This is a genomic window from Herbaspirillum sp. RTI4 (assembly GCF_034313965.1).
Lineage (GTDB): Bacteria > Pseudomonadota > Gammaproteobacteria > Burkholderiales > Burkholderiaceae_D > Herbaspirillum.
Genome location: NZ_JAVIWQ010000002.1, coordinates 2,940,959 through 2,961,251, shown reverse-complemented (window position 1 = coordinate 2,961,251; position 20,293 = coordinate 2,940,959). Strand labels below are relative to the sequence as shown.

Annotated in this window: 20 protein-coding genes and 1 pseudogene; 12 read left to right on the top strand and 9 right to left on the bottom strand. The window is 56.0% G+C overall.

From position 1 onward, the window contains the following. The first annotated feature begins 83 nt into the window (after window positions 1-83). Entirely contained in the window at window positions 84-1,271 is a 1,188-nt protein-coding gene (locus RGU70_RS13175) for an MFS transporter (protein ID WP_416186520.1), read from the top strand. A gap of 101 nt (window positions 1,272-1,372) precedes the next feature. Here RGU70_RS13175 and RGU70_RS13170 read toward each other — a convergent pair whose 3' ends face one another. The 8 genes and pseudogenes from RGU70_RS13170 to RGU70_RS13135 form a co-directional block, all read right to left on the bottom strand. Beyond that, window positions 1,373-2,092: a DUF2971 domain-containing protein gene (locus RGU70_RS13170; RefSeq protein WP_322209853.1), complete on the bottom strand. Its 720-nt coding sequence runs from the start codon at window positions 2,090-2,092 to the stop codon at window positions 1,373-1,375. A 54-nt stretch (window positions 2,093-2,146) separates the two neighbouring features. Next, a complete protein-coding gene (locus RGU70_RS13165) occupies window positions 2,147-2,941 on the bottom strand; it encodes an HpcH/HpaI aldolase/citrate lyase family protein (protein ID WP_322209851.1) in 795 nt (264 codons plus the stop codon). A gap of 17 nt (window positions 2,942-2,958) precedes the next feature. Then, the gene (hpaH, locus tag RGU70_RS13160; protein WP_322209850.1) at window positions 2,959-3,762 is read right to left on the bottom strand and encodes a 2-oxo-hept-4-ene-1,7-dioate hydratase; all 804 of its coding nucleotides are present in this window, start codon (window positions 3,760-3,762) and stop codon (window positions 2,959-2,961) included. A gap of 87 nt (window positions 3,763-3,849) precedes the next feature. After that, on the bottom strand, window positions 3,850-4,245 hold the full coding sequence (locus RGU70_RS13155) for a 5-carboxymethyl-2-hydroxymuconate Delta-isomerase (RefSeq protein WP_322209849.1): 396 nt from the start codon (window positions 4,243-4,245) through the stop codon (window positions 3,850-3,852). Window positions 4,246-4,253: 8 nt separating this feature from the next. Beyond that, window positions 4,254-5,117, bottom strand: coding sequence for a 3,4-dihydroxyphenylacetate 2,3-dioxygenase (gene hpaD, locus RGU70_RS13150; RefSeq protein WP_322209848.1), 864 nt, complete (start codon window positions 5,115-5,117; stop codon window positions 4,254-4,256). 85 nt (window positions 5,118-5,202) lie between these two features. Further along, window positions 5,203-6,657 carry a 5-carboxymethyl-2-hydroxymuconate semialdehyde dehydrogenase gene (hpaE, locus tag RGU70_RS13145; RefSeq protein WP_322209847.1) on the bottom strand — a complete coding sequence of 485 codons (1,455 nt, stop codon included), beginning with the start codon at window positions 6,655-6,657 and terminating at the stop codon, window positions 5,203-5,205. A gap of 57 nt (window positions 6,658-6,714) precedes the next feature. Then, window positions 6,715-7,467: a fumarylacetoacetate hydrolase family protein gene (locus tag RGU70_RS13140; protein ID WP_322210799.1), complete on the bottom strand. Its 753-nt coding sequence runs from the start codon at window positions 7,465-7,467 to the stop codon at window positions 6,715-6,717. 93 nt (window positions 7,468-7,560) lie between these two features. Further along, window positions 7,561-8,196 (bottom strand): annotated as a pseudogene (locus RGU70_RS13135) (fumarylacetoacetate hydrolase family protein); the annotation flags it as partial. A 408-nt stretch (window positions 8,197-8,604) separates the two neighbouring features. Here RGU70_RS13135 and hpaR point away from each other — a divergent pair. The 5 genes from hpaR (at window position 8,605) to RGU70_RS13110 (ending at window position 12,789) form a co-directional block, all read left to right on the top strand. Then, window positions 8,605-9,171, top strand: coding sequence for a homoprotocatechuate degradation operon regulator HpaR (hpaR, locus tag RGU70_RS13130; protein WP_322209846.1), 567 nt, complete (start codon window positions 8,605-8,607; stop codon window positions 9,169-9,171). A gap of 13 nt (window positions 9,172-9,184) precedes the next feature. Beyond that, complete coding sequence (gene hpaA, locus RGU70_RS13125) at window positions 9,185-10,105, top strand: 4-hydroxyphenylacetate catabolism regulatory protein HpaA (RefSeq protein WP_322209845.1); 921 nt, start codon at window positions 9,185-9,187, stop codon at window positions 10,103-10,105. A 110-nt stretch (window positions 10,106-10,215) separates the two neighbouring features. Continuing rightward, window positions 10,216-11,802: a 4-hydroxyphenylacetate 3-monooxygenase, oxygenase component gene (hpaB, locus tag RGU70_RS13120; RefSeq protein WP_322209844.1), complete on the top strand. Its 1,587-nt coding sequence runs from the start codon at window positions 10,216-10,218 to the stop codon at window positions 11,800-11,802. Window positions 11,803-12,049: 247 nt separating this feature from the next. Continuing rightward, entirely contained in the window at window positions 12,050-12,610 is a 561-nt protein-coding gene (locus RGU70_RS13115; RefSeq protein ID WP_322209843.1) for a flavin reductase, read from the top strand. Beyond that, complete coding sequence (locus RGU70_RS13110; protein ID WP_322209842.1) at window positions 12,607-12,789, top strand: hypothetical protein; 183 nt, start codon at window positions 12,607-12,609, stop codon at window positions 12,787-12,789. The genes RGU70_RS13115 and RGU70_RS13110 overlap by 4 nt, the downstream gene beginning before the upstream one ends. A gap of 116 nt (window positions 12,790-12,905) precedes the next feature. On the opposite strand, the gene RGU70_RS13105 is transcribed toward RGU70_RS13110, so the two are convergent. Beyond that, window positions 12,906-13,517 (bottom strand): flavin reductase family protein, encoded by a 612-nt coding sequence (locus tag RGU70_RS13105; RefSeq protein ID WP_322209841.1) that lies wholly within the window; start codon window positions 13,515-13,517, stop codon window positions 12,906-12,908. A 103-nt stretch (window positions 13,518-13,620) separates the two neighbouring features. Here RGU70_RS13105 and RGU70_RS13100 point away from each other — a divergent pair, with 103 nt between their 5' ends. The 6 genes from RGU70_RS13100 to RGU70_RS13075 all read left to right on the top strand — a co-directional run bounded on the left by RGU70_RS13100 (window position 13,621) and on the right by RGU70_RS13075 (window position 20,200). Further along, entirely contained in the window at window positions 13,621-13,974 is a 354-nt protein-coding gene (locus tag RGU70_RS13100) for a hypothetical protein (protein WP_322209840.1), read from the top strand. Between the two features lie 241 nt (window positions 13,975-14,215). Continuing rightward, window positions 14,216-14,950 (top strand): ribonuclease PH, encoded by a 735-nt coding sequence (rph, locus tag RGU70_RS13095; RefSeq protein WP_322209839.1) that lies wholly within the window; start codon window positions 14,216-14,218, stop codon window positions 14,948-14,950. Between the two features lie 10 nt (window positions 14,951-14,960). Next, window positions 14,961-15,569, top strand: coding sequence for an RdgB/HAM1 family non-canonical purine NTP pyrophosphatase (gene rdgB / locus RGU70_RS13090; RefSeq protein WP_416186519.1), 609 nt, complete (start codon window positions 14,961-14,963; stop codon window positions 15,567-15,569). Further along, window positions 15,569-16,828: a radical SAM family heme chaperone HemW gene (gene hemW / locus RGU70_RS13085; protein WP_416186567.1), complete on the top strand. Its 1,260-nt coding sequence runs from the start codon at window positions 15,569-15,571 to the stop codon at window positions 16,826-16,828. The genes rdgB and hemW overlap by 1 nt, the downstream gene beginning before the upstream one ends. Before the next feature lie 148 nt (window positions 16,829-16,976). Continuing rightward, window positions 16,977-18,176 (top strand): EAL and HDOD domain-containing protein, encoded by a 1,200-nt coding sequence (locus RGU70_RS13080; protein ID WP_322209837.1) that lies wholly within the window; start codon window positions 16,977-16,979, stop codon window positions 18,174-18,176. After that, a complete protein-coding gene (locus RGU70_RS13075; protein ID WP_322209836.1) occupies window positions 18,173-20,200 on the top strand; it encodes a putative bifunctional diguanylate cyclase/phosphodiesterase in 2,028 nt (675 codons plus the stop codon). The genes RGU70_RS13080 and RGU70_RS13075 overlap by 4 nt, the downstream gene beginning before the upstream one ends. Window positions 20,201-20,293: the final 93 nt, after the last annotated feature.

The following is a 20,293-nucleotide window of genomic DNA, read 5'->3' as shown; positions in this document are numbered from 1 at the left end:
TCGCTATAGTTGTTATTTTATACCGCCAATGAGAATTAATTTCTGCATTAAGCTCGTGCCTTATCAATTCACCGGCAAAACGCATGCAAACATCAACTCGAATAGCGGACGCCACATCAGCGCAAACCCGATCGCACTCAGGCCTCCCCATCGGCATCATGGCCGTCGCCGCCTTCGTCATTGTCACCACCGAATACATGATTCTGGGCCTGCTGCCAGCGCTGGCCAAAGACCTCAACATCTCCATTTCGGCCGCAGGACAGCTGGTGACCCTGTTCGCCTTCACCGTGATGCTGTTCGGGCCGTTTCTGACCGCCAAACTGGCGCATATCGAACGCAAAAAATTATTCACCTTCATCCTTCTGGTATTTTTTGGATCGAACGTCCTGGCAGCGCTGTCCCCCTCGATTTGGGTACTGGCGCTGGCCCGTTTCATTCCGGCACTGATGCTGCCCGTTTTCTGGGGCACTGCCAGCGAAACCGCCGGCCAATTAGCGGCACCCGGGCAGGGCGGTCGGGCCGTTTCCCAGGTCTATCTGGGGATTTCCGCGGCTTTGGTGTTTGGTATTCCCATCGGCACGCTCGCCTCGGATGCCATAGGCTGGCGCGGGACGTTCTGGATACTGGCCGTCCTGTCACTGTTGCTGGCCGGGCTGATTCAGAAATACATGCCCCAATTGCCTGTCCCGCAACGCGAAGCGGGCGAGCAGCAGTCGCAATTGCTCAAGCAGCCGCGGTTTCTGGCGCAAGTGGCGCTCTCGGTACTGACGTTCACCGCCATGTTTACCGCCTATACGTATCTGGCGGACACGCTGGAACGGATTGCCGGCATACCCGCCAATCAAGTGGGCTGGTGGCTGATGGGATTCGGTGCCGCCGGGATGGTCGGTAACTATATCGGTGGCCGGGTTGTGGATCGCAGCCCGCTGGGCTCGACGGTCTTGTTCCTGCTGCTACTGGCCGCCGGGATGCTGGTCGCCGTACCGGCAGCCTCCAACCACGCATGGCTGGTGGTGGCGTTGATCGCCTGGGGCGTCGCTTATACGGCCCTGTTTCCCATCTGTCAGGTGAGAGTCATGCAAGCCGCCACCCAATCGAAGGCGCTGGCGGCTTCCATGAACATTTCTGCCGCCAATGCCGGTACCGGTTTGGGAGCCGTCTTTGGCGGCTTAGGCATTCGCCATTTCGGGCTGGAGTCACTTGGTGTTATTTCTGCCGTGATTGCAGCTGTGGCGATTGTGGTGGCGTTGTTGATGATGCGGAGAAAGTAGCATGGGTAGCGCGAAGAATCGGCGATGATTTTTTGTTTTACTTCATGTGCTGGGGGATCGGGAATTCAAAAATCGAGTGGAAAATGCTTTCAAGATGGTCGTTAGATTTGACGTATCTGAAGGCCAAAGTCGTCAGGGCCGTGCTTCATCTGATGAAATTTGTGGATTCCCGCAAACTGCGTTGCCAACTTTTTCACAAGCTCGATATCCTCTTCTGGAGTTCGTAAGCCAAAACAAACCTGTGTCAAATAGCCCATTGGCAGTTTAAGTGGGCCGGGTGAATGGCTGAGTATTCTGAATTCATTTTCGTATTCCCAAGGTTTATCTTTTGATGTCAAATAAACCGTCGTAAATTTTGAAAGGTCGTTAAAAATAAATCCTTTTTCAAACTGTTCAGTTAGGCGATTTTTGCTGTATGTGACGTTGTCACAACCAAGAAGTATATTTTTTTTCATTTCAAAAAAAAAACTTGGGAATTCATAGCGCAAACAGACCCCTTTGTGGCCGTCAGCATAATGCGACCACATCAGTGGGTGGTCTCCCTGTATTGAAAATGCACACACACCAACAGATTTTAATTTTTGCGTTATTTTTTCTATGATTGGTTTTTTATCTTTACCTAACGCATGACTCAATTTTTCCTTTATCGGACTCACCGCTAGTGCTTGAGCATCAGTGAGTAATTTGAGTAAATGAATTTGACAATCAAATGGGTCATTGAGGGTTTCCGTGGCTGCACACCACAGCGTATTATTCACAAGCGATTTCAGAAAATGTGGGGTAATTCGGTAAAACTTATAAAGGCTATAGAGATCGCTCATGCGTAACTATCCCGTGAAAAACATTTTTTTATTTGAAAAATGCAGCACTCCACTTCAATAAGCCGCCCCAGTCGCTCCCGCCGCTGGCTTGGCGGTATTCAACAAACTAATCGCCGCGCTGCGCAGCACGCTGGTATCCGCGCCCAACGCCAGAAAACAAGCGCCCCGGGCGCGATAGGCTTTGGCTAGTTCCGGCGCGGTAGAAAATACGCCGGCCGCTTTGCCGCTGGCGACGATGCGGTCAATGGCTTGTTCGATCGCGGCTTTTACTTCCGGATGGCCGGGTTGTCCCAGATAGCCCAGCGATGCCGCCAGATCGGCCGGGCCGATGAAGATGCCGTCCACGCCATCGACTTTGGCAATTTCTTCCAGATTATCGAGTCCGATGCGCGATTCGATTTGCACGATCAGGCAGGTGTTGTCTTCGACTTCCGCAAAATAAGTTGGGACGGCGTTCCAGCGGGCGCTGCGTTCCAGCGCGGTGCCGACGCCGCGTATGCCTTTGGGCGGATAGCGCATGGCGCTGACGAGGGCGGCGGCTTGTTCTGCGGTATCCACCATCGGCACCAGCAGCGTTTGCACACCGGCGGCCAGCAATTGCTTGATCAGCGAGGCATCGTGATTCGGTGGACGCACCAGACATTGCACCGGATAGGCGGCCATGGCTTGCAATTGCGCCTGCACCGAGCGCACATCGTTGGGCGCATGTTCGGCGTCGATCAGCAAGAAATCGTAGCCGCAGCTGGCCAGAATTTCGGCGCTGAGCGGGCTGCCCAAGCCCAGGAACAGGCCGGCCTGAAATTGCGCTTGCTGTAAATTTTTCTTGAATGTATTGCGTGGCATATCCATTGCAAATTTCCTTTTCTTTAAACGAAGCGAAACGCGATCTGACCGAGCGGGCCGTAGTCGGCCTGAAAGGTGTCGCCGACCACTGCCGCCACCGGGCGGGTGAAGGAGCCGGACAGCACCACATCGCCGGCATTAAGTTGCTCATCATAAGGGGAAATTTTATTGGCCAGCCACGCCACGCCGATGGCGGGATGATTCAGCACGCCCGCAGCCAGCCCGGTTTCTTCGATCACGCCGTTGCGATAGAGCATCGCGCCGACCCAGCGTAAATCGACGGCATCCGGTTTGACCGGCAAGCCGCCCATGACGATGCCGGCATTGGCGGCGAAATCGGAAATGGTATCGAACACTTTGCGCGGCGCTTTGGTATCGCGGTCGAACTGTTCGATGCGGGCGTCGATGATTTCAATCGCCGGCGTCACATAATCGGTGGCGGCGAGGACGTCGAACATGGTGACGTTCGGCCCCCTGAGCGGCTTGCCGAGTATGAAGGCCAGCTCGACTTCCACGCGGGGCGCAATAAAGCGGGCGAAGGGGATGTCGCCGCCCTGACTGAAGAACATATCGTCCAGCAGCGGGGCATAGTCGGGTTCGTCGATCTGCGAGGATTGCTGCATGGCGCGCGAAGTCAGGCCGATTTTACGGCCCTTGATGGTACGGCCTTCGCTCAGTTTCAGCTTGACCCATTCGCGCTGGATGGCGTAGCCGTCCTCGATAGTCATCTCGGGATAAGCCTGAGAAAAATGGCGCAGCTGGGTGCGATTTTTTTCCGCTGCATTCAATTGGCGGGCCAGTTCCTGGAGGGTGCTCAGAGGCAGCATGGTCGTTCTTTCAGTCGGTGGCTGGTTGGATGGCGCGCGTTAAAGTTCAGCGATGCCGTGTTGTGGTGTCGTTTTGCGATGCCGTGTTCAGCGAAAACGGGCGTGCAGGTTGTTGTGCTTCCAGCTACCGGCTTCGCTGAATTCATTGATTTCCATCGACAGGGCCAGTCCGGTTTGTAAAAACACCTCGGCAAAGTGGATTTTGATGACCTCGAACAGGGCGTCGCCCGTGATTTTTTTAACCGCTTCGCTGCGTCCTGCGCCTATCTTCAGGGTGGCATGGACGAACGCCGCATCGGGGTTGCCATCGGCAATGCAGTAATCCTCCGCCGCCAGCGCACGCACGCGCACGCCGCCGATCGGATAGACCGCTTTGCCGTCGGCCTGCTGCGCAATCAGGCATTGCGCCAGTTTTCCGCACAGCTCGCGCAGGTGGCCGTTGTCGCGGAGGTTGGCGGAGTATTCCAGAGTCAGGTGGGGCATGATGATCCTTAGGTTTTTAAGGGCGTGACCGGGAAGATGGCATTGATTTGCCCGGTGCCGGAACTGCCGAAATAGGGTGTGACGACTTCCACGCCCTGATCGTAATCGCGACCGCCGAGCAGACCGAGCAGCATGGCGGTATCGTGCATGCCGCCTTCGCCCCAGCATTTTTCGTTGTACAGGGGCAGCATGTCGAGGAAGGTTTTCCAGTCGCCTTGCTTCCACAATTCCACCACGCTGCGGTCCATCTGTTCCAGGAAGGGGTTGTAGACCTTGTGCATGAAATCCGGCGCAGTACCGTTGTCGGCAAAGTGATGCGACAGCGAGCCGCTGGCCAGTACGGCGACAGTGCCGTCGTAGCGTTCTTCGATGGCTTTGCGCACTGCCAGGCCGAAGCGGGCGCTGTCGGCCAGATCGTGCCAGACGCACCAGCCGGCAACGCTGACGACCTTGAAGTGCTGGTCGGCATTCATGTAGCGCATCGGCACCAGCGTGCCGTATTCCAGTTCCAGCGTGGTATCGCTATGAGCGCGTGACTGCACGCCCATGTCGTTGGCAACATCGGCGATCAGATGGCCCAGCGCCGGATTGCCCGGATATTCGTAGGGCAGATTCTTGATGAAGTGCGGCAATTCATTGCTGGTGTAGACGCCTTTGAAATGCGGGCCGCAATTGATGTGGTATTCCGAATTGACCAGCCAATGCACGTCGAACACGACGATGGTATCGACGCCCAGCTCACGGCAACGGCGGCCGATTTCCAGATGACCATCGATGGCGGCCTGTCGACAGCCCTTGTTGGGGCCGTCGAATTCAGACAGATACATCGAGGGGACGTGGGTGATTTTTGCCGCGAGTGCCAGTTTGCCCATGTTCAGAGGCTCCTTCTTGATGGTGCGTAATGTGGTACGCGCAATGTGTCGGTGGAAAAAATGCCCGTTACCTGCTTTCCGGGCTTCAGACGCCCCAGCGTGGAATCGGATGGCTGCCATACGACAGGCAGACGTTCTTGGCTTCGCAGAACACTTCAAAACTGTAATGATTGCCTTCGCGTCCGGTGCCGGAACCCTTGACGCCACCGAAAGGCTGGCGCAGGTCGCGCACGTTCTGGCTGTTGATGAACACCATGCCGGCTTCTACGCCACGACCCATGCGCAGGGCGCGTCCGGTGTTTTCAGTCCAGACGTAGGAGGACAAGCCGTAGATGCTGTCGTTGGCGATGCGCAGAGCCTCGGCTTCATCGCTGAAGGGAATCAGGCAGGGTACCGGGCCAAAAATTTCTTCCTGTGCAATCCGCATGCGGTTGTCGACGTCGGCAAACACGGTGGGCTGAATCCAGTTGCCGTTTTTCAGATGCGCTGGCAAATCGAGCGTGCCGCCGCCGAATACCACGCGGGCGCCTTCTTCTTTGCCGATAGCGATATAGCGTGCCACTTTTTGCTGATGTTCGGGGCTGATCATCGGGCCGATGATGGTATTCGGATCGAGCGGATCGCCGACTTGCAGGCGCGAAGCGCGGGCGGCGAAATCGACGACGAATTTGTCGTAGATGCCGCGCTGAACCAGGATGCGCGAACCGGCGGTGCAGCGTTCTCCGTTATTCGAAAAGATCATGAAGATGGCCGCGTCGAGCGCGCGTTCATAGTCGGCGTCATCGAAGATGATGAACGGCGATTTGCCGCCCAGCTCCATCGAGTATTTTTTCAGTCCGGCTTGTTTGACGATGCGGTTACCGGTGAGCGTGCTGCCGGTGAAGGAAATGGCGCGCACATCGGGATGGCTGATCAGCGGTTCGCCGGCTTCTTGCCCGGTGCCATGCACGACGTTGAAAACCCCGGCCGGAATGCCGGCTTCCAGCACCAGTTGTCCGAGACGGTCGGCGGTCAGCGGCGACAGTTCCGACATCTTCATCACGGCGGTATTGCCGAGTGCGAGGCAGGGTGCGGTTTTCCAGGTGGCGGTCATGAACGGTACGTTCCAGGGCGAAATCAGGGCGCAGACGCCGACCGGTTTCCACATGGTGTAGTTCAGATGATCGGTGTCCGATTGATACGCTTCGCCGTCCATGTGGGTGGCGATTTCAGCGAAGAAGTGGAAGTTGTCGGCTGCGCGTGGAATCAGCGCTTTCTTGGTCTGGCCGATGACTTGCCCGGTATCGCGGGTTTCCATGTCGGCCAGCTCGGGGACGTTTTGCGTAATCAGTTCGCCCAGCTTGCGCATCAGTTTGGCGCGTTCAGCCGCTGGCTTGCCGGCCCATGCCGGGAAGGCATCTTTGGCCGCCTGCACGGCGGCGGCAACTTCGGCTTCGCCGCCACGGGCGACTTCGGCAATGACTTCATTGTTCGATGGATTGCGCGTTTCGAAAGTGCGGGCGCTTTCGACTTGTTTGCCGTTGATGAGATGTTTGATCATGGTGTCGGTCGCTTATTAAAAAGACGTGTTCAAAAAGGCGTGCTCAAAGAGGCTTGCTCAAAGTGGCGTATTGAAATAGGTATCGTCGCTGACGATGGTGTTGACCAGTCGTCCTATGCCTTCGATTTCGGTGACGATGCAGTCGCCCGGCATTACATCGGCCAGACCTTCCGGTGTGCCGGTGAGGATGATGTCGCCCGGCGACAGCGTCATGAAGGACGATAGATATTCGATCAGCGCCGGAATGTCGAACACCATGTCGGCGGTATTGCCGCTCTGTGTCACTTTGTCGTTGACGGAGGTGCTCAGGCGCAGATTCATCGGGTTCGGTACGGCGGCGGCATCGACCAGCCATGGGCCGATGGGAGTGCAGGCGTCGCGGTTTTTGACGCGCAGATTGGGCCGGTAATAATTTTCCAGATAATCGCGGATCGCATAGTCGTTGGCAACGGTGTAGCCGGCCACGTAATCGTAGGCGTCGTCACGGTGGACGTTTTTGGCGTGCTTGCCGATGACGACGGCCAGTTCGCATTCATAGTGCATGTAGGTGGCGTCGGCAGGACGGCGGGTGTGGCTGTGATGGCCGACCAGTGCGTTCGGGCCTTTGAGAAACACGAGCGGTTGTGTCGGTGCGCTGAAGGAGAGTTCTTTGGCATGGTCGGCGTAATTCAGACCGAGCGCGAAGATGGCGCCCGGTTCTATCGGCGGCAGCCAGTGCGCTTCGGTTTCGGCCAGCGTTCTGCCGTCGGCGAGTTGGATGCGGCCATCGGCGGCGGGACGGACTTCATGCACTGCGCCGTTGTAAAAGATGCGACCGCGTTTGGCGGCGTTGGCCTGTGGTGTGCGCGCTTTGCTGCTTGCTGCCCTGATGGCGGGAATCGCTGCGGCGATGTTGAAATTCAGCTCACCCATGCCGGTAATGCGGATTTGGACCTGATCGCCTGCACCGGCCACCGGTGCTTGCCAGCGCACGCCGACCAATAGCATGTCGCCGCTACGCAGGGTCATGAATTCGCTGACATCCTGCAGCAGTGTGGGTACGTCGCGCACCAGATCGCGCAGGGCGCGGCGGTCGGTTTCGACGCCGTTGATCAGGGTGAGGATTTCCAGTTCCGACAGGGCAGGGAGTTGTTCTGCGGTGATGATCTGATTGCCGATGACGCAGGCCTTGTCGAAACATTTTTCGCGTATGGCCGGGCGGTAATAGCTGCTGTGCGGCAGGCTCAGATCGGCGACGATGGCGTAACCGGCGATGACCGCTGGCGCATCGGCCGCATTGAGGCGCGCAGCCGGTGTGCCGATGACGATACCGATAGTTGCGCCGATTTCCAGCTTCTCTGCACCGGGCGGCAGTGCCACGCTGGCACCGTTGCCGGTGAGCGTATTGGCGGTCTTGATATACAACACCGGGGCTTTGGGAGCGGCTTTGTAGGGTGCTTCATTGAGGGCGCTGCCGATGCCTTGCAGAGAATGATGGTCATTGAGGACGACGCCGTAGACGACGCCCTTGATTGCGGCAGGAAAAATCGGGTTAGGCATGTTCACTTTCCAATGAGGAGCGTCAAGTGGTTCGATGAGGAAGCTTCAGTGCGGGAATAACAAAGAGAGAAATCCACTGAAGATTGTCAGGAAGAACGGTTTTGCGGCGGGTCTTCGGCGGCAATGTTGCATTCGGTTGCCGGATGTTTCCCGGCGGTCTCTGTTTATTCATGAGCCTCTGATGAATCTGTTGCTCGACGCAATATCAGCGCGACACATCAAATTTCTTCAGAGGCTCTGTAATCGTTTTTCTAAGCTATTAGCTAATATGTTCTACAATATAATTACTAATATGTTAGGGTGTCAATCAGATTTCAGTTTTATTTTGCAGGTGGCAAGGGTTTGTCATCTGCGCTGAGGGCGCATAGCGGTGTCTTGAATAGAACCGTCGGACGAAGGCAGAACCCCATGGAAAAAATGTCCAAACACAGGAACCTTGCCCTATTGCTGTTGCAGGCGCGTGAATGCGTGATGGGCAATTTTCGCCGCATCCTCAATCATTACGGCCTGACCGAACAGCAGTGGCGCGTCATCCGCGCCATCAGCGATAACGATGCGCCGATGGAGCAATGGCAGATCTGCGAAACCTGCCAGATCCTCAGTCCCAGTCTGGCCGGCGTTCTGGTGCGCATGGAAGATATGCAGCTGGTGGAGCGCACCCGCGTCGATACCGATCAGCGGCGGATTCTGGTGACGCTGTTGAGCAAGAGTCATGCACTGATCAAGGACATCTCGCCGCTGATCGAACAGCAGTATGCCAATCTGGAAGCCGGTATCGGTGCCGAGACGGTTGCCAGTCTGTATCAGGCCCTCGATGGGTTTTTGAGCAAGCAGGACAACCCTATTGATCTGGTCGATCTGGAACTGAGCGGCAAAAAAACTTCCATCAAAAAATTATCTGCCGGAAAGTCGGCGGCTCCCGTCGGTGCGCCTGGCAAAAAAGCACGCGCCACGCGAACCGCAGCCACTGAGTAGGCGCAGGGACATCGTGAAATCGCACCCGCTCAGTAGTCCGATTCCCAATATCGATTTCGGGCGCACCTTCGATCTTCGGTATGAGGATGAAGAAGTGCATTGCGAACGACTGAGTACGCTAGCGGATTTTTTCGGGCGCAACATGATCGCTCACCGGCATGACCGGGTATTCCAGATTCATCTGCTCACGCGCGGCGAAGTGCGTTTGCACCTGGATGACCGCTTCTATCAGGGCAAGGCACCGCTTTTTTTTCTGACGCCACCTTCCGTTACGCACGCTTTCATCCTCAGCGACGATGCCGAAGGTTATGTGCTGTCGGTCAAACAGCCATTGATCTGGCGGCTGTTCAACAGCGATCCCAGCGGTGTTCTGGAGCAATGCCTGAATGTGCCGAAATGCGTTGCCTTGGGCGATGGAGAATCGGTCAGCGCGGAAGAATCGGCGCGATTGCTGAATTACTTTGCGCTGATTAATACCGAATTCGCGTCCGATGCGGTGGGGCGGCAATTGAATCTGGTAGCGCTGACGCGGCTCGGATTGGTATCCATGGCGCGTCTGCCTTCATCTTTATCTTCTGCCACCGGCAAGTCTTTGCGGCAGGTGGATGTGCAGATTTTTCAGCATTTCAATCAATTGATCGAAACCAACTTCCGACAACACTGGACCTTGCTGCAATACGCCGTGGCGCTCAGTCTGACCGAATCGCGCCTGAACGACATCTGCCGCCGCGTGGCCGATATTCCTTCCAAGCGGCTGGTGCATGATCGTTTGTTGCAGGAAGCCAAACGCCGATTGCTGTTTTCAGCGGTGTCCATCTCGGAGCTGGCTTACGAACTGGGCTTCAAGGACGTTTCCTATTTCAGCCGTTTCTTCCGTATGCATGTCGCTTTTGCACCTGGGGAGTGGCGCGACGAGATGCGTACCAGGGCCTAGGCCCTGTGAAGGCATGAAAAGTACCAACGATTCCAGCGTAGGTGCATTGGGTTCCCTCTTGATCAAAGGCATCATCACTCCATCGAACAACTATAAAGATGGAGACACGCATGACATCCCGCGACCTGCCGCAACCGTATCCCGAAGACATCCGCGCCGACAAGACTCGCCCGTTTACCGGCGCCGAGTATCTGGCCTCGCTGCGCGACAACCGTGAAATTTATATTTACGGCGACCGCGTCAAGGACGTCACCACGCATCCCGCCTTCCGCAATTCGGCGGCATCGATTGCCAAGCTCTACGACGCGCTGCACGATCCCGCCACCAAAGATGAACTGTGCTGGGAAACCGATACCGGCAATGGCGGCTATACCCACAAATTTTTCCGCTATGCGCGCAACGCTGGTGAATTGCGCGAACAGCGCGATGCGATTGCCGCATGGTCGCGCATGAGCTACGGCTGGATGGGCCGCACGCCCGACTACAAAGCCGCGTTCGGTAGCGCACTCGGCATCGTGCCCGAGTTCTACGGCAAATTCGAAGCCAACGCCCGTAGCTGGTACAAGCGGATTCAGGAAGCGGGTCTGTATTTGAATCACGCCATCGTCAATCCCCCTATCGATCGCGATAAACCAGTAGACGAAGTGCGTGATGTCTTCATGACCGTCGACCGCGAAACTGACGCCGGCATTTATGTCAGCGGCGCTAAAGTGGTAGCAACCTGCTCGGCGCTGACGCATTACAACTTCATCGGACAAGGTTCCGCCGGTTTGCTGGGCGACAACACCGATCTGGCGCTGATGTTCATCGCCGGCATGGATACCCCCGGCATGAAACTGATCTGCCGCCCTTCGTATGAATTGAACGCGGGCCTCACCGGCGCTCCGTACGACTATCCGCTGTCCAGCCGTTTCGATGAAAACGATGCGATTCTGATTCTCGACAATGCCTTTATCCCTTGGGAAAACGTGCTGATTTACCGCGACCTCGATCGCTGCCGCAACTGGTTCCCGCAAGGCGGTTTCGGTCGTTTGTTCCCGATGCAGGCCTGTACCCGTCTGGCGGTGAAGCTGGATTTCATCAGCGGCTTGCTGGTGAAGGCCTTGAAATGTACCGGTACCATGGAATTTCGCGGCGTGCAAGCCTCGGTCGGTGAAGTGATTGCCTGGCGCAATACCTTCTGGTCGCTGACGGAAGCGATGATCGGCAATTCCGCGTCGTGGAAAAACGGTAGCTGGATGCCGGATACCGAAGCACAGCAGGCTTATCGCGTGCTGGCACCGCAGGCTTACACCACCATCAAGAAAATCATCGAAGAGATCGTCGCCAGCGGCTTGATTTACCTGCCTTCCGGTGCGCGTGATTTGAAAAATCCGGTCATCGATGCGTATCTGGCCCGCTATGTACGCGGATCAGGCGGCATGGATCATGTGGAACGGATCAAGATTCTGAAATTGTTGTGGGATGCCATCGGTACCGAATTCGGCGGCCGTCACGAGTTGTATGAAATCAACTATGCCGGCAGTCAGGAAGAAATCCGTATGCAGTGTCTGCGTCACGCACAGGGTTCGGGTTCGATGGCCAAGATGACGGCGCTGGTAGATCAATGTCTGGCCGATTACGATCAGAACGGATGGATTGCGCCGCATCTGCATAACAACGACGATATCAACGTACTGGATCAGGTTCGTCAGTAATTGCTGTCGGCCCGGCGTGCCGCCGTATCCTTCGATACGTCCTGCGGACTACTCAGGACGAACGGAGTACGATATTTTTACCTGCAGTCGTTGACCCGCCTCCCGTTCGTCCTGAGTAGGAGCGCAAGCGCCGTATCGAAGGATACGGCGGCACGCCGGGCGAACATATCACCAGCGGCTGAAAACTGATCGGACTGAGCGCTCTCTGAAAACGGAGGGTGTGACTTACAAAAAGCAGGAGACCCGCATGGAAAATACCGCTAACAATTCCGATAACACACGAACCGATTTCCGTAACGCCATGGCGCGCATGGGTGCGGCGGTCAACATCATCACCAGCAATGGCGAGACCGGACGTTGCGGCATGACTGCCACGGCAGTCTGTTCAGTCAGCGATACGCCGCCCTCAGTGCTGGTGTGCCTGAATCGCTCCAGCGCCATGAATGCCGTGTTCAAAGCCAATGGCGTGTTGTGTATCAATGTGCTGAGCGCCGATCAGGAATCCCACGCCCGTGATTTTGCCGGCATGACAGGCGTGCCGATGGAGCAGCGTTTTGCAGCAGGAAACTGGCGCGAAGGGATTTTGCAATTGCCCCTACTTGGCCACGCGCTGGCCAATTTGCAGGGACGCATTATCAGCACCGAAGAAGTCGGCAGTCATACCGTCATGATCGTCGCCATCGAAAAAATAGATTTGGATGCCGATGGCGGTGACAGTCTGGTGTATTTCGATCGCTTGTTTCATCGTGTGCCGCGTCAGCAGGTGGCGGCCGAACAAACCGCAGCAAGGGATTCCACACCATCATGAACGTCAATTTCAACAGCGCTTTCCCGGTTCAGGTTTCCCAATGGGCATCCGGCATTGCCATCCAGCCAGATAGGCTGAGCGGCATGCTGTCAGAACCTGAGCCGCTACCGTGTCTGCGGCCCGGTGCGCGACGCGATTGGTTGGCCGAAGCGCTGCCGGGTTTTGTCGGGCAACATTAAAGAGCGGCCTTTTGCGTAAGTCATAAAAGAGTTTTTTCTGCGCATCAGGCGTTCTTTAAGCGCGCGTTCTTTAAACGATTTTTGATGCCGACTAAAAATACGCACTGAACCAGGTATTACACCGGCCGAACCATTTCAAATTTTTCCCCGATGGCGGCATAGTCTGCGCGATAGCCGGCGCGCATGATCGGTTGCGCGGCAAAGGTATCGAACAGGCCGTCTTTCAAAAATTCGCGTCGTATGTGGACGCCGACCACCTGGCCCAGCGCCAGCCAGTTATTCATTTCTTTGCCATCGATGGTTTTCAGCCGGACGATCTGAATCAGTTTGCATTCCAGCGCTGCCGGCGATTCCGCGACATGCGGCACATTGACGTTTTTGCCCGGCGCAGCGGTTAATCCGGCCAGTGCGAATTCATCTACGCCCTGCGCCACGGGGGCAGAAGTGGCATTCATTTTTTCGGCCAATGAACGGCTAGACAAATTCCAGACGAATTCACCCGTCTCTTCGATATTGCGGATGCTGTCCTTGTAGCCTTCGCTTGAGAATCCGATGATGTATGGCGACGAGGCAAAGGCACCGAAAAAACTATAGGGCGCCAGATTGGCTTGGCCTTTCGCATCGCGGGTCGAGATCCAGCCGATCAGGCGCGGCGCGACGATGGCCTTGAAGGGGTCGTGCGCCAATCCATGGCCTTCTTCGGGGTGATAGAAGTGGGTGTCGGACATGATGATTCTCCTGATGAATGAATGGTCATAGCTTACAGGCCATTTGCCATTGCATGCCGGATCACCCTCAGTTTGTCCCATTGGAAATGCAAAGCCAATCCGCGTGCTAAAAGAGGTAGCATGGTGTGAGTGTTTTTTTACCTCAACTATTATTTGGAAATCAGACATGCATAAAGACACTGGAAACTGGCTTTCGGCGCAACAAGCGGTGTTGCCGGATGGTACTGAAATCGGCAATCTGCCTTTGGTGAATAAAAAACTGCCGCCGCTGGCGCAATTTTTTGATGTGGGCGCTGCGGTCAGCAAGCCAGACCTCGAACAATTCAACGCGGCTGTGAATTTTGCGCTGGATGATGCCGGCGCAGAGGGCATGACATTTTTACGGATGTGGCGAGCAGGTGATCGCCATGGCATCGCCACGCAGTTTCCGGCGTTTAAAGGGATTGTGCGTAGTTAATGGCCGGCGGCAAGCCGATCGGCCTCTGCCCTTGCATCCGCTATTCATTTCAAAACAGCAGACACCGGGCGTTTTTCCTGAGCGAACCTGCCGCATTCGTTCTTTCCCGCGTGTTTTGTGTCACCATGTCGCGCCTTGCGATACCTTGCTGCACCTTGTTTCAGCATATCGTCGATAATTCTCTTGTCCTACGCCGCGCCAACTTGCGTCCGGCGCCACTTCCTTGCAGAAAGAATTCCCCATGTCAGTGAGCCATCGTCCCAGCGGCCGTCCCGCCGCAGCACTTCGCGAAGTCCGTTTGCAGCGTCACTACACCCGGCATGCCGAAGGTTCGGTGCTGGTTGAATTCGGTGATACCAAGCTGATTTGCACCGCCAGCATTGAAGATCGCGTCCCCGGATTTTTGAAAGGGCAGGGACGCGGCTGGCTGACCGCCGAGTACGGCATGTTGCCGCGCTCCACACATACCCGTATGGATCGCGAAGCGGCCAAGGGCAAGCAATCTGGCCGCACTCAGGAAATTCAGCGACTGATCGGTCGCGCTTTGCGCGCTGCTTTCGATCTCGAAGGTTTCGGCGAACGCACCTTGCAGCTCGATTGCGATGTGATTCAGGCCGACGGCGGTACGCGCACAGCGGCGATCACCGGTGCCATGGTGGCGGCGTATGACGCTTTTTCCTTGCTGCAATCGCGTGGTGCCATCGAAGTGCTGCCAGTCAAACATTTTGTGGCGGCGGTGTCGGTCGGTGTTTACAAAGGCGTGCCGGTACTGGATCTGGACTATCCGGAAGACTCCGGTTGCGATACCGACATGAACGTCGTGATGAACGAGGCCGGTCATTTCATCGAAGTGCAGGGCACTGCTGAAGGCGTGGCCTTTGAACGCGCCACGCTCGATAGTTTGCTCGATCTGGCGCAGGGTGGTATTGCCGATCTGATCCGTTTGCAAAAGCAAACGCTGGGTTTGCCGTTCTGAGCATTCAATCATGACGATTTCTCATCCGACCATGCTGACCCGTAAAATTGTGCTGGCGTCGAATAACCGCGGCAAGCTCGCGGAATTTGCTGAACTGCTCGCGCCTTTGGGACTCGATGTACGCCCGCAAGCGGAATTCGATCTGCCAGAAGCCGAGGAACCGTACGCCACTTTCATCGAAAACGCGCTGACCAAGGCGCGTCATGCGGCGCGTTTGACGGGACTGGCAGCGCTGGCCGATGATTCCGGCATCTGCGTGAATGCGCTGGGTGGCGCGCCCGGCGTACTGTCGGCGCGTTACGCCGGTGAGCCGAAATCGGATGCAGCGAATAATCGCAAGCTCTTGATCGATCTGGCGGCGCACGAAGACAAGTCTGCTTATTACTACTGTGTGCTGGTGTTTGTGCGGCATGCCGACGATCCGCAGCCGGTGATTGCCGATGGAAGCTGGCGCGGTGAGATCATTGCCGAACCGCGAGGTGAGGGCGGCTTTGGATACGATCCCTTGTTTTGGGTGAAGGAGTACGGCAAGACGGTGGCGCAATTGTCGCCGCTTGAAAAAAATGCCGTCTCGCATCGCGGTCAGGCCTTGCGCGAGCTGATCGGAAAATTGCGATGATTATTCCGATCAAGCCGGTTTCCACGATTGCCCCCTCCCGCACCACGTTTGCCGCACACGATCGCGAAGACGGCCCGGCGCAGGCGGCGCTGGCGTTCCTCAAACCGGGCAGCCTGAGTCTGAGCAGTTTGCCGCCCTTGTCGCTATATGTGCATTTTCCGTGGTGCGTTAAAAAATGTCCGTATTGCGATTTCAATTCGCATGAAGTCAAGGATGGGTTCCCGGAAGAACTTTATCTGGCGGCGCTGCGTAGCGATCTGGAAATGGCGCTGCCTTTAATCTGGGGCCGCAAGATCAATACCATTTTCATCGGCGGCGGTACACCGAGTTTGTTATCGGCGGCGGGACTGGATCGCTTGCTGTCGGATGTGCGCACTTTGTTGCCGCTCGACACCGAAGCGGAAATTACGCTGGAAGCCAATCCCGGGACTTTTGAAGCGGAGAAATTCAAGGCGTATCGCGCCAGCGGGATTAATCGTCTGTCGATTGGCATTCAGAGTTTTAATTCGACGCATTTGCAAGCCTTGGGCCGGATTCATGATGGCGATCAGGCGCAGCGGGCGGTGGAAATTGCCCAAACGCATTTCGATAATTTCAATCTCGATCTGATGTACGCCTTGCCGGGACAATCGCTGGCGCAGGCGCGCGAGGATTTGGAGCGCGCCATGGCGTATGCACCGCCGCATCTGTCGCTTTACCATCTGACGCTGGAACCGAATACCTTGTTTGCCAAATATCCGCCGCAGGTGCCGGACGACGACGCCAGTGCGGAAATGCAGGACATGATCGCGGAAGCCACTGCGGCGGCAGGTTACGGCCACTACGAAGTGTCGGCCTATGCCAAAGCGGGTCGGCAGTCGCGTCACAATATGAACTACTGGCAATTCGGCGATTACCTCGGCATCGGCGCGGGCGCGCATTCCAAACTCTCGTTTCCGCATCGCATCGTGCGCCAGATGCGCTACAAACATCCGCAAACATATCTGGATCAAGTGCAGGCCGGCAGGCCGGTTCAGGAGGAGGCGGAGATCACGCGCAGCGAATTGGGTTTCGAATTTATGCTCAACGCATTACGACTCACCGATGGCTTTGCGCCGAATTTATTTGCCGAACGCACCGGCATGCCACTCAATGCAATTCAAGAAATCCTGAACCTTGTCGAAAACAGAGGGCTGCTATTTCGCGATCATCAAGTGATACGTCCTACCGTTCTCGGCAGTCGGTTTTTAAACGATCTTCAAGAAATGTTTCTTACTTGATCGGAAGGGCGAGTAATGAGTCAATTTATGAGTTATATTAGAAAAAATTTATTTTCCGATGCGATATTTATCGAGATTTCTCAGCAAAGTTCACTCAAATAAGATCGCTGTATCAGTGCCACAAGACATGACACTGACAGAAAAAAATATGGCTGTTAAAGATAGTACGGACGCATTTCCACTCGTTTTTTTTCAGCCTGTCGCAGATATCCATTACAACTGGACTGCGTTGATGCTGCATGTTTCACCACCGGCTCAAGGCGGTAGTGAATTCTTTACACGTCTTTTCAATGAATTCGGTCTGGCCGATGCGCTGGGCCATTTGTCTTGCATTTTGCCGGTACAGGACCCCGATCAGTTCGATGCTGATTTCGGCGTGCATCTGGGGCCGAAGCAAGTGATTGCCCGGGTGCCGGTTGCCCATTGCATAGACGCTGAAAAATCCGCTTCATTTGACCGTCTGCACAAGCAGGGCCTGGGTCTGATTGTCGATGGCCTGCCGCCTCATGGTGCCGAATTAAATAAGCATGTGAGCGCCATGGTGCTGCATTGCCAGTCAGGAACTTCTTCCGATGCCGTGAGCTGGCTGCAAAAATTGCGCGGTGCGCATATCGTCGAGCAGGTGCCGGATCAGTTGCGGCTGGATGTGTGCAGCTCGGCAGGGTTCCGCTGGTTTTCCGGCGACTATGCCCTGCACCCGTCGAATACGGCCTCGCAGCGCGATGCAATTTCACATGCGCGCCTGCTGAAAATGCTGGAGCTGGTATCGCGTGATGCCGATGCGCACGAGATCGAATTGCTGCTGCGCCAGGATCCGGCTTTGTCTTATCAATTATTCAAACTGGTGAGTTCTGCGGCCTTTGGTTATTCCTCGCATGTCACCAGTTTCAATCAGGCAATCAATCTTCTGGGACGTCGTCAGTTGCAACGCTGGTTGCAGTTGTTGCTCTATGCGCGCAATCCCAACGATATTGCCGCCAATCCTTTGCTGCCGCGTGCAGCTGCGCGCGCCGGGCTGATGGAAGCCATGTGCAAGGAGCTGGGATATGACCGCGACGAGCAAGACCGCGCATTTATCGTCGGCATGTTTTCCTTGCTTAATATTCTTCTGGACATGAGCCTGGCCGAAATTCTCCAGCCCCTCACCATGCCGCCTGACGTGGTGGAGGCCTTGCTTGAGCGCAGCGGCCGACTTGGTCAGTTGCTCGATATCGTAGAACGCTCAGAATACGGCGGCGCGCCTTTGCGCCATGAAGACCTGGAGCGCAGCGGTCTGGATGCCGAAAGCTATTGCCATTGTTTGATGCGTGCGTACCGCTGGGCAGCGCAAGTGAGTCACGACGCATGACCGCCATGGCTATCGTCGATGTTAACGATATTGCTTGCTGTGCGAGCCTGATGGAGGCCATCGGGCGGCTGGATGGCGCGTCATTGCAAGACGCATTGACCGATATTCTCAATCAGTTCATGCAACGTCGTACCGGATATTATCTGCCATCGTTATCGCAAGACGGTTGGGATCTGATCGCCGATATTGAGTGTAATGGCACCAATTTCGGTCACTACCTCTTGCCGGGTTTACCCGAAATTTTTGATGAAGCCGAGCGTGAGCGACTGAGTTCCTTCGCCATGCTTACCGGTCGTTTTTTACAGGCTCGCCAGGAAGAACGCAATCGCACCCGCGACATCAACCGAACCGAAGCCAAGCTGGAACAGCAGACCCAGATCCTGAACCAGATGCACGAGTCGGTGATCACCATGGATCAGGCGGGTTTCATCATCAGCTGGAATCAGGGCGCGGAGCAATTGTTCGGCTACCAGGCCAGCGAAGCGATCGGTCGCAATGTTCTCTTTCTGTATGAAGATGAAAACGAGGAAGATGAATGGTTGCGCGATAGTTTTCTGGAGCAGGGCGGGCGCGAGATGGAAGTGCGCCGTCGCAAAAAATCAGGCGAGGCATTCTGGGCCAGCCTCTCGCTGTCCGTCATGCGCGATCAGAACGGACATCCTGCCGGTCTGATCGGGTATCTGAACGACATTACCGAGCGCAAGAACACCGAAAACCTGATCCATCAGTTAGCCTATTACGATGCGCTGACCGGCTTGCCGAATCGCACCTTGTTCATGCGCACCGTCGATACCGCCTTGCAGGAAGTAGCGCAAAACGAGCATTACGGCTGCATCATGTTTATCGACCTCAATCGCTTCAAACCGATTAACGATACGCTCGGCCATGTGGCCGGCGACATGATGCTGGTCGAAGTGGCGAGCCGCTTGCGCAAGGTAGTGCGTGACGAAGATGTGGTGGCGCGTCTTGGTGCCGATGAATTTGCAATCGCACTGTTCGGCATCGATGAGGACTATCACGCCGGGTTCATCGCGCAGAAAATCCTTGCCTTGTTCAGTGAGCCTTATTTCATTAATGGGCATGAGTTGCGCGTCAGTGCCAGTCTGGGTATCAGCATGTACCCGCGCGACGCAACCGACACCGCCACCTTGCTGCGACTGGCGGATATTGCCATGTACCGCGCCAAGCAAAACGACAACAACGGCGGTTACGCTTACTACAACGAAGAGATGAACCGCAATGCGCTGGAGTCGCTGCGCACCGAAACCGGTTTGCTGCGCGCCATCGAACATAATGAGTTGCTGCTCCATTATCAGCCCAAGGTGAGCCTGTCTACCGACCGCATCACCGGCGTTGAAGCGCTGGTGCGCTGGCAGCACCCTGAGCGTGGCTTGCTGCAACCCTTCGATTTCATTCACATCGCAGAGCAGACCGGACTCATCGCACAGTTGGGCGAATGGGTGCTGGAAGCAGCCTGCCAGCAGGCGGACGATTGGAAAAAAGCCGGCCTGCCGCCTTTGCGTATCGCTATCAATGTGACCGCCCGCGAGTTTACCCGCGCGTTGCCGGACAATCTGCGTGCCGCTTTGCAGCGTCACGGTCTGCAAGGTGACTGGCTGGAGCTGGAGCTGACTGAAAGCACGCTGATGCAACGTACCGATCACGTCATCGCCATCATGGAAAAAATTTGCCGACTGGGCGTGACCATTTCGCTCGACGATTTCGGCACCGGCTATTCCAGCCTGTCCTATCTCAAGCGTTTCCCTATCCATACCCTGAAAATCGACCGTTCTTTCACCACCGGTATTCCTGATGACAGCAACGACTGCGCCATCGGCGGCGCGATCATCGGTATTGCCAAGCAATTGAAATTGAAAGTGATTGCTGAGGGAGTGGAAAACCGGCAGCAACTGGCCTACCTCAAGGCGGCCGGTTGCGATGAAATGCAGGGTTACCTGTTTTCCAAGCCGGTACCGGCGCTTGAAATCGAACAGTTACTCCGCGAGCAGGACGCGCTTCCCTGATGACACGTATGAAACGGCAGCAGGCCTCGCTTGCCGCTGTTGCAGCTCCTTGCCGTAGTCCCGCTCCTACGCGTTGCTGCGGCTAAGCATTCA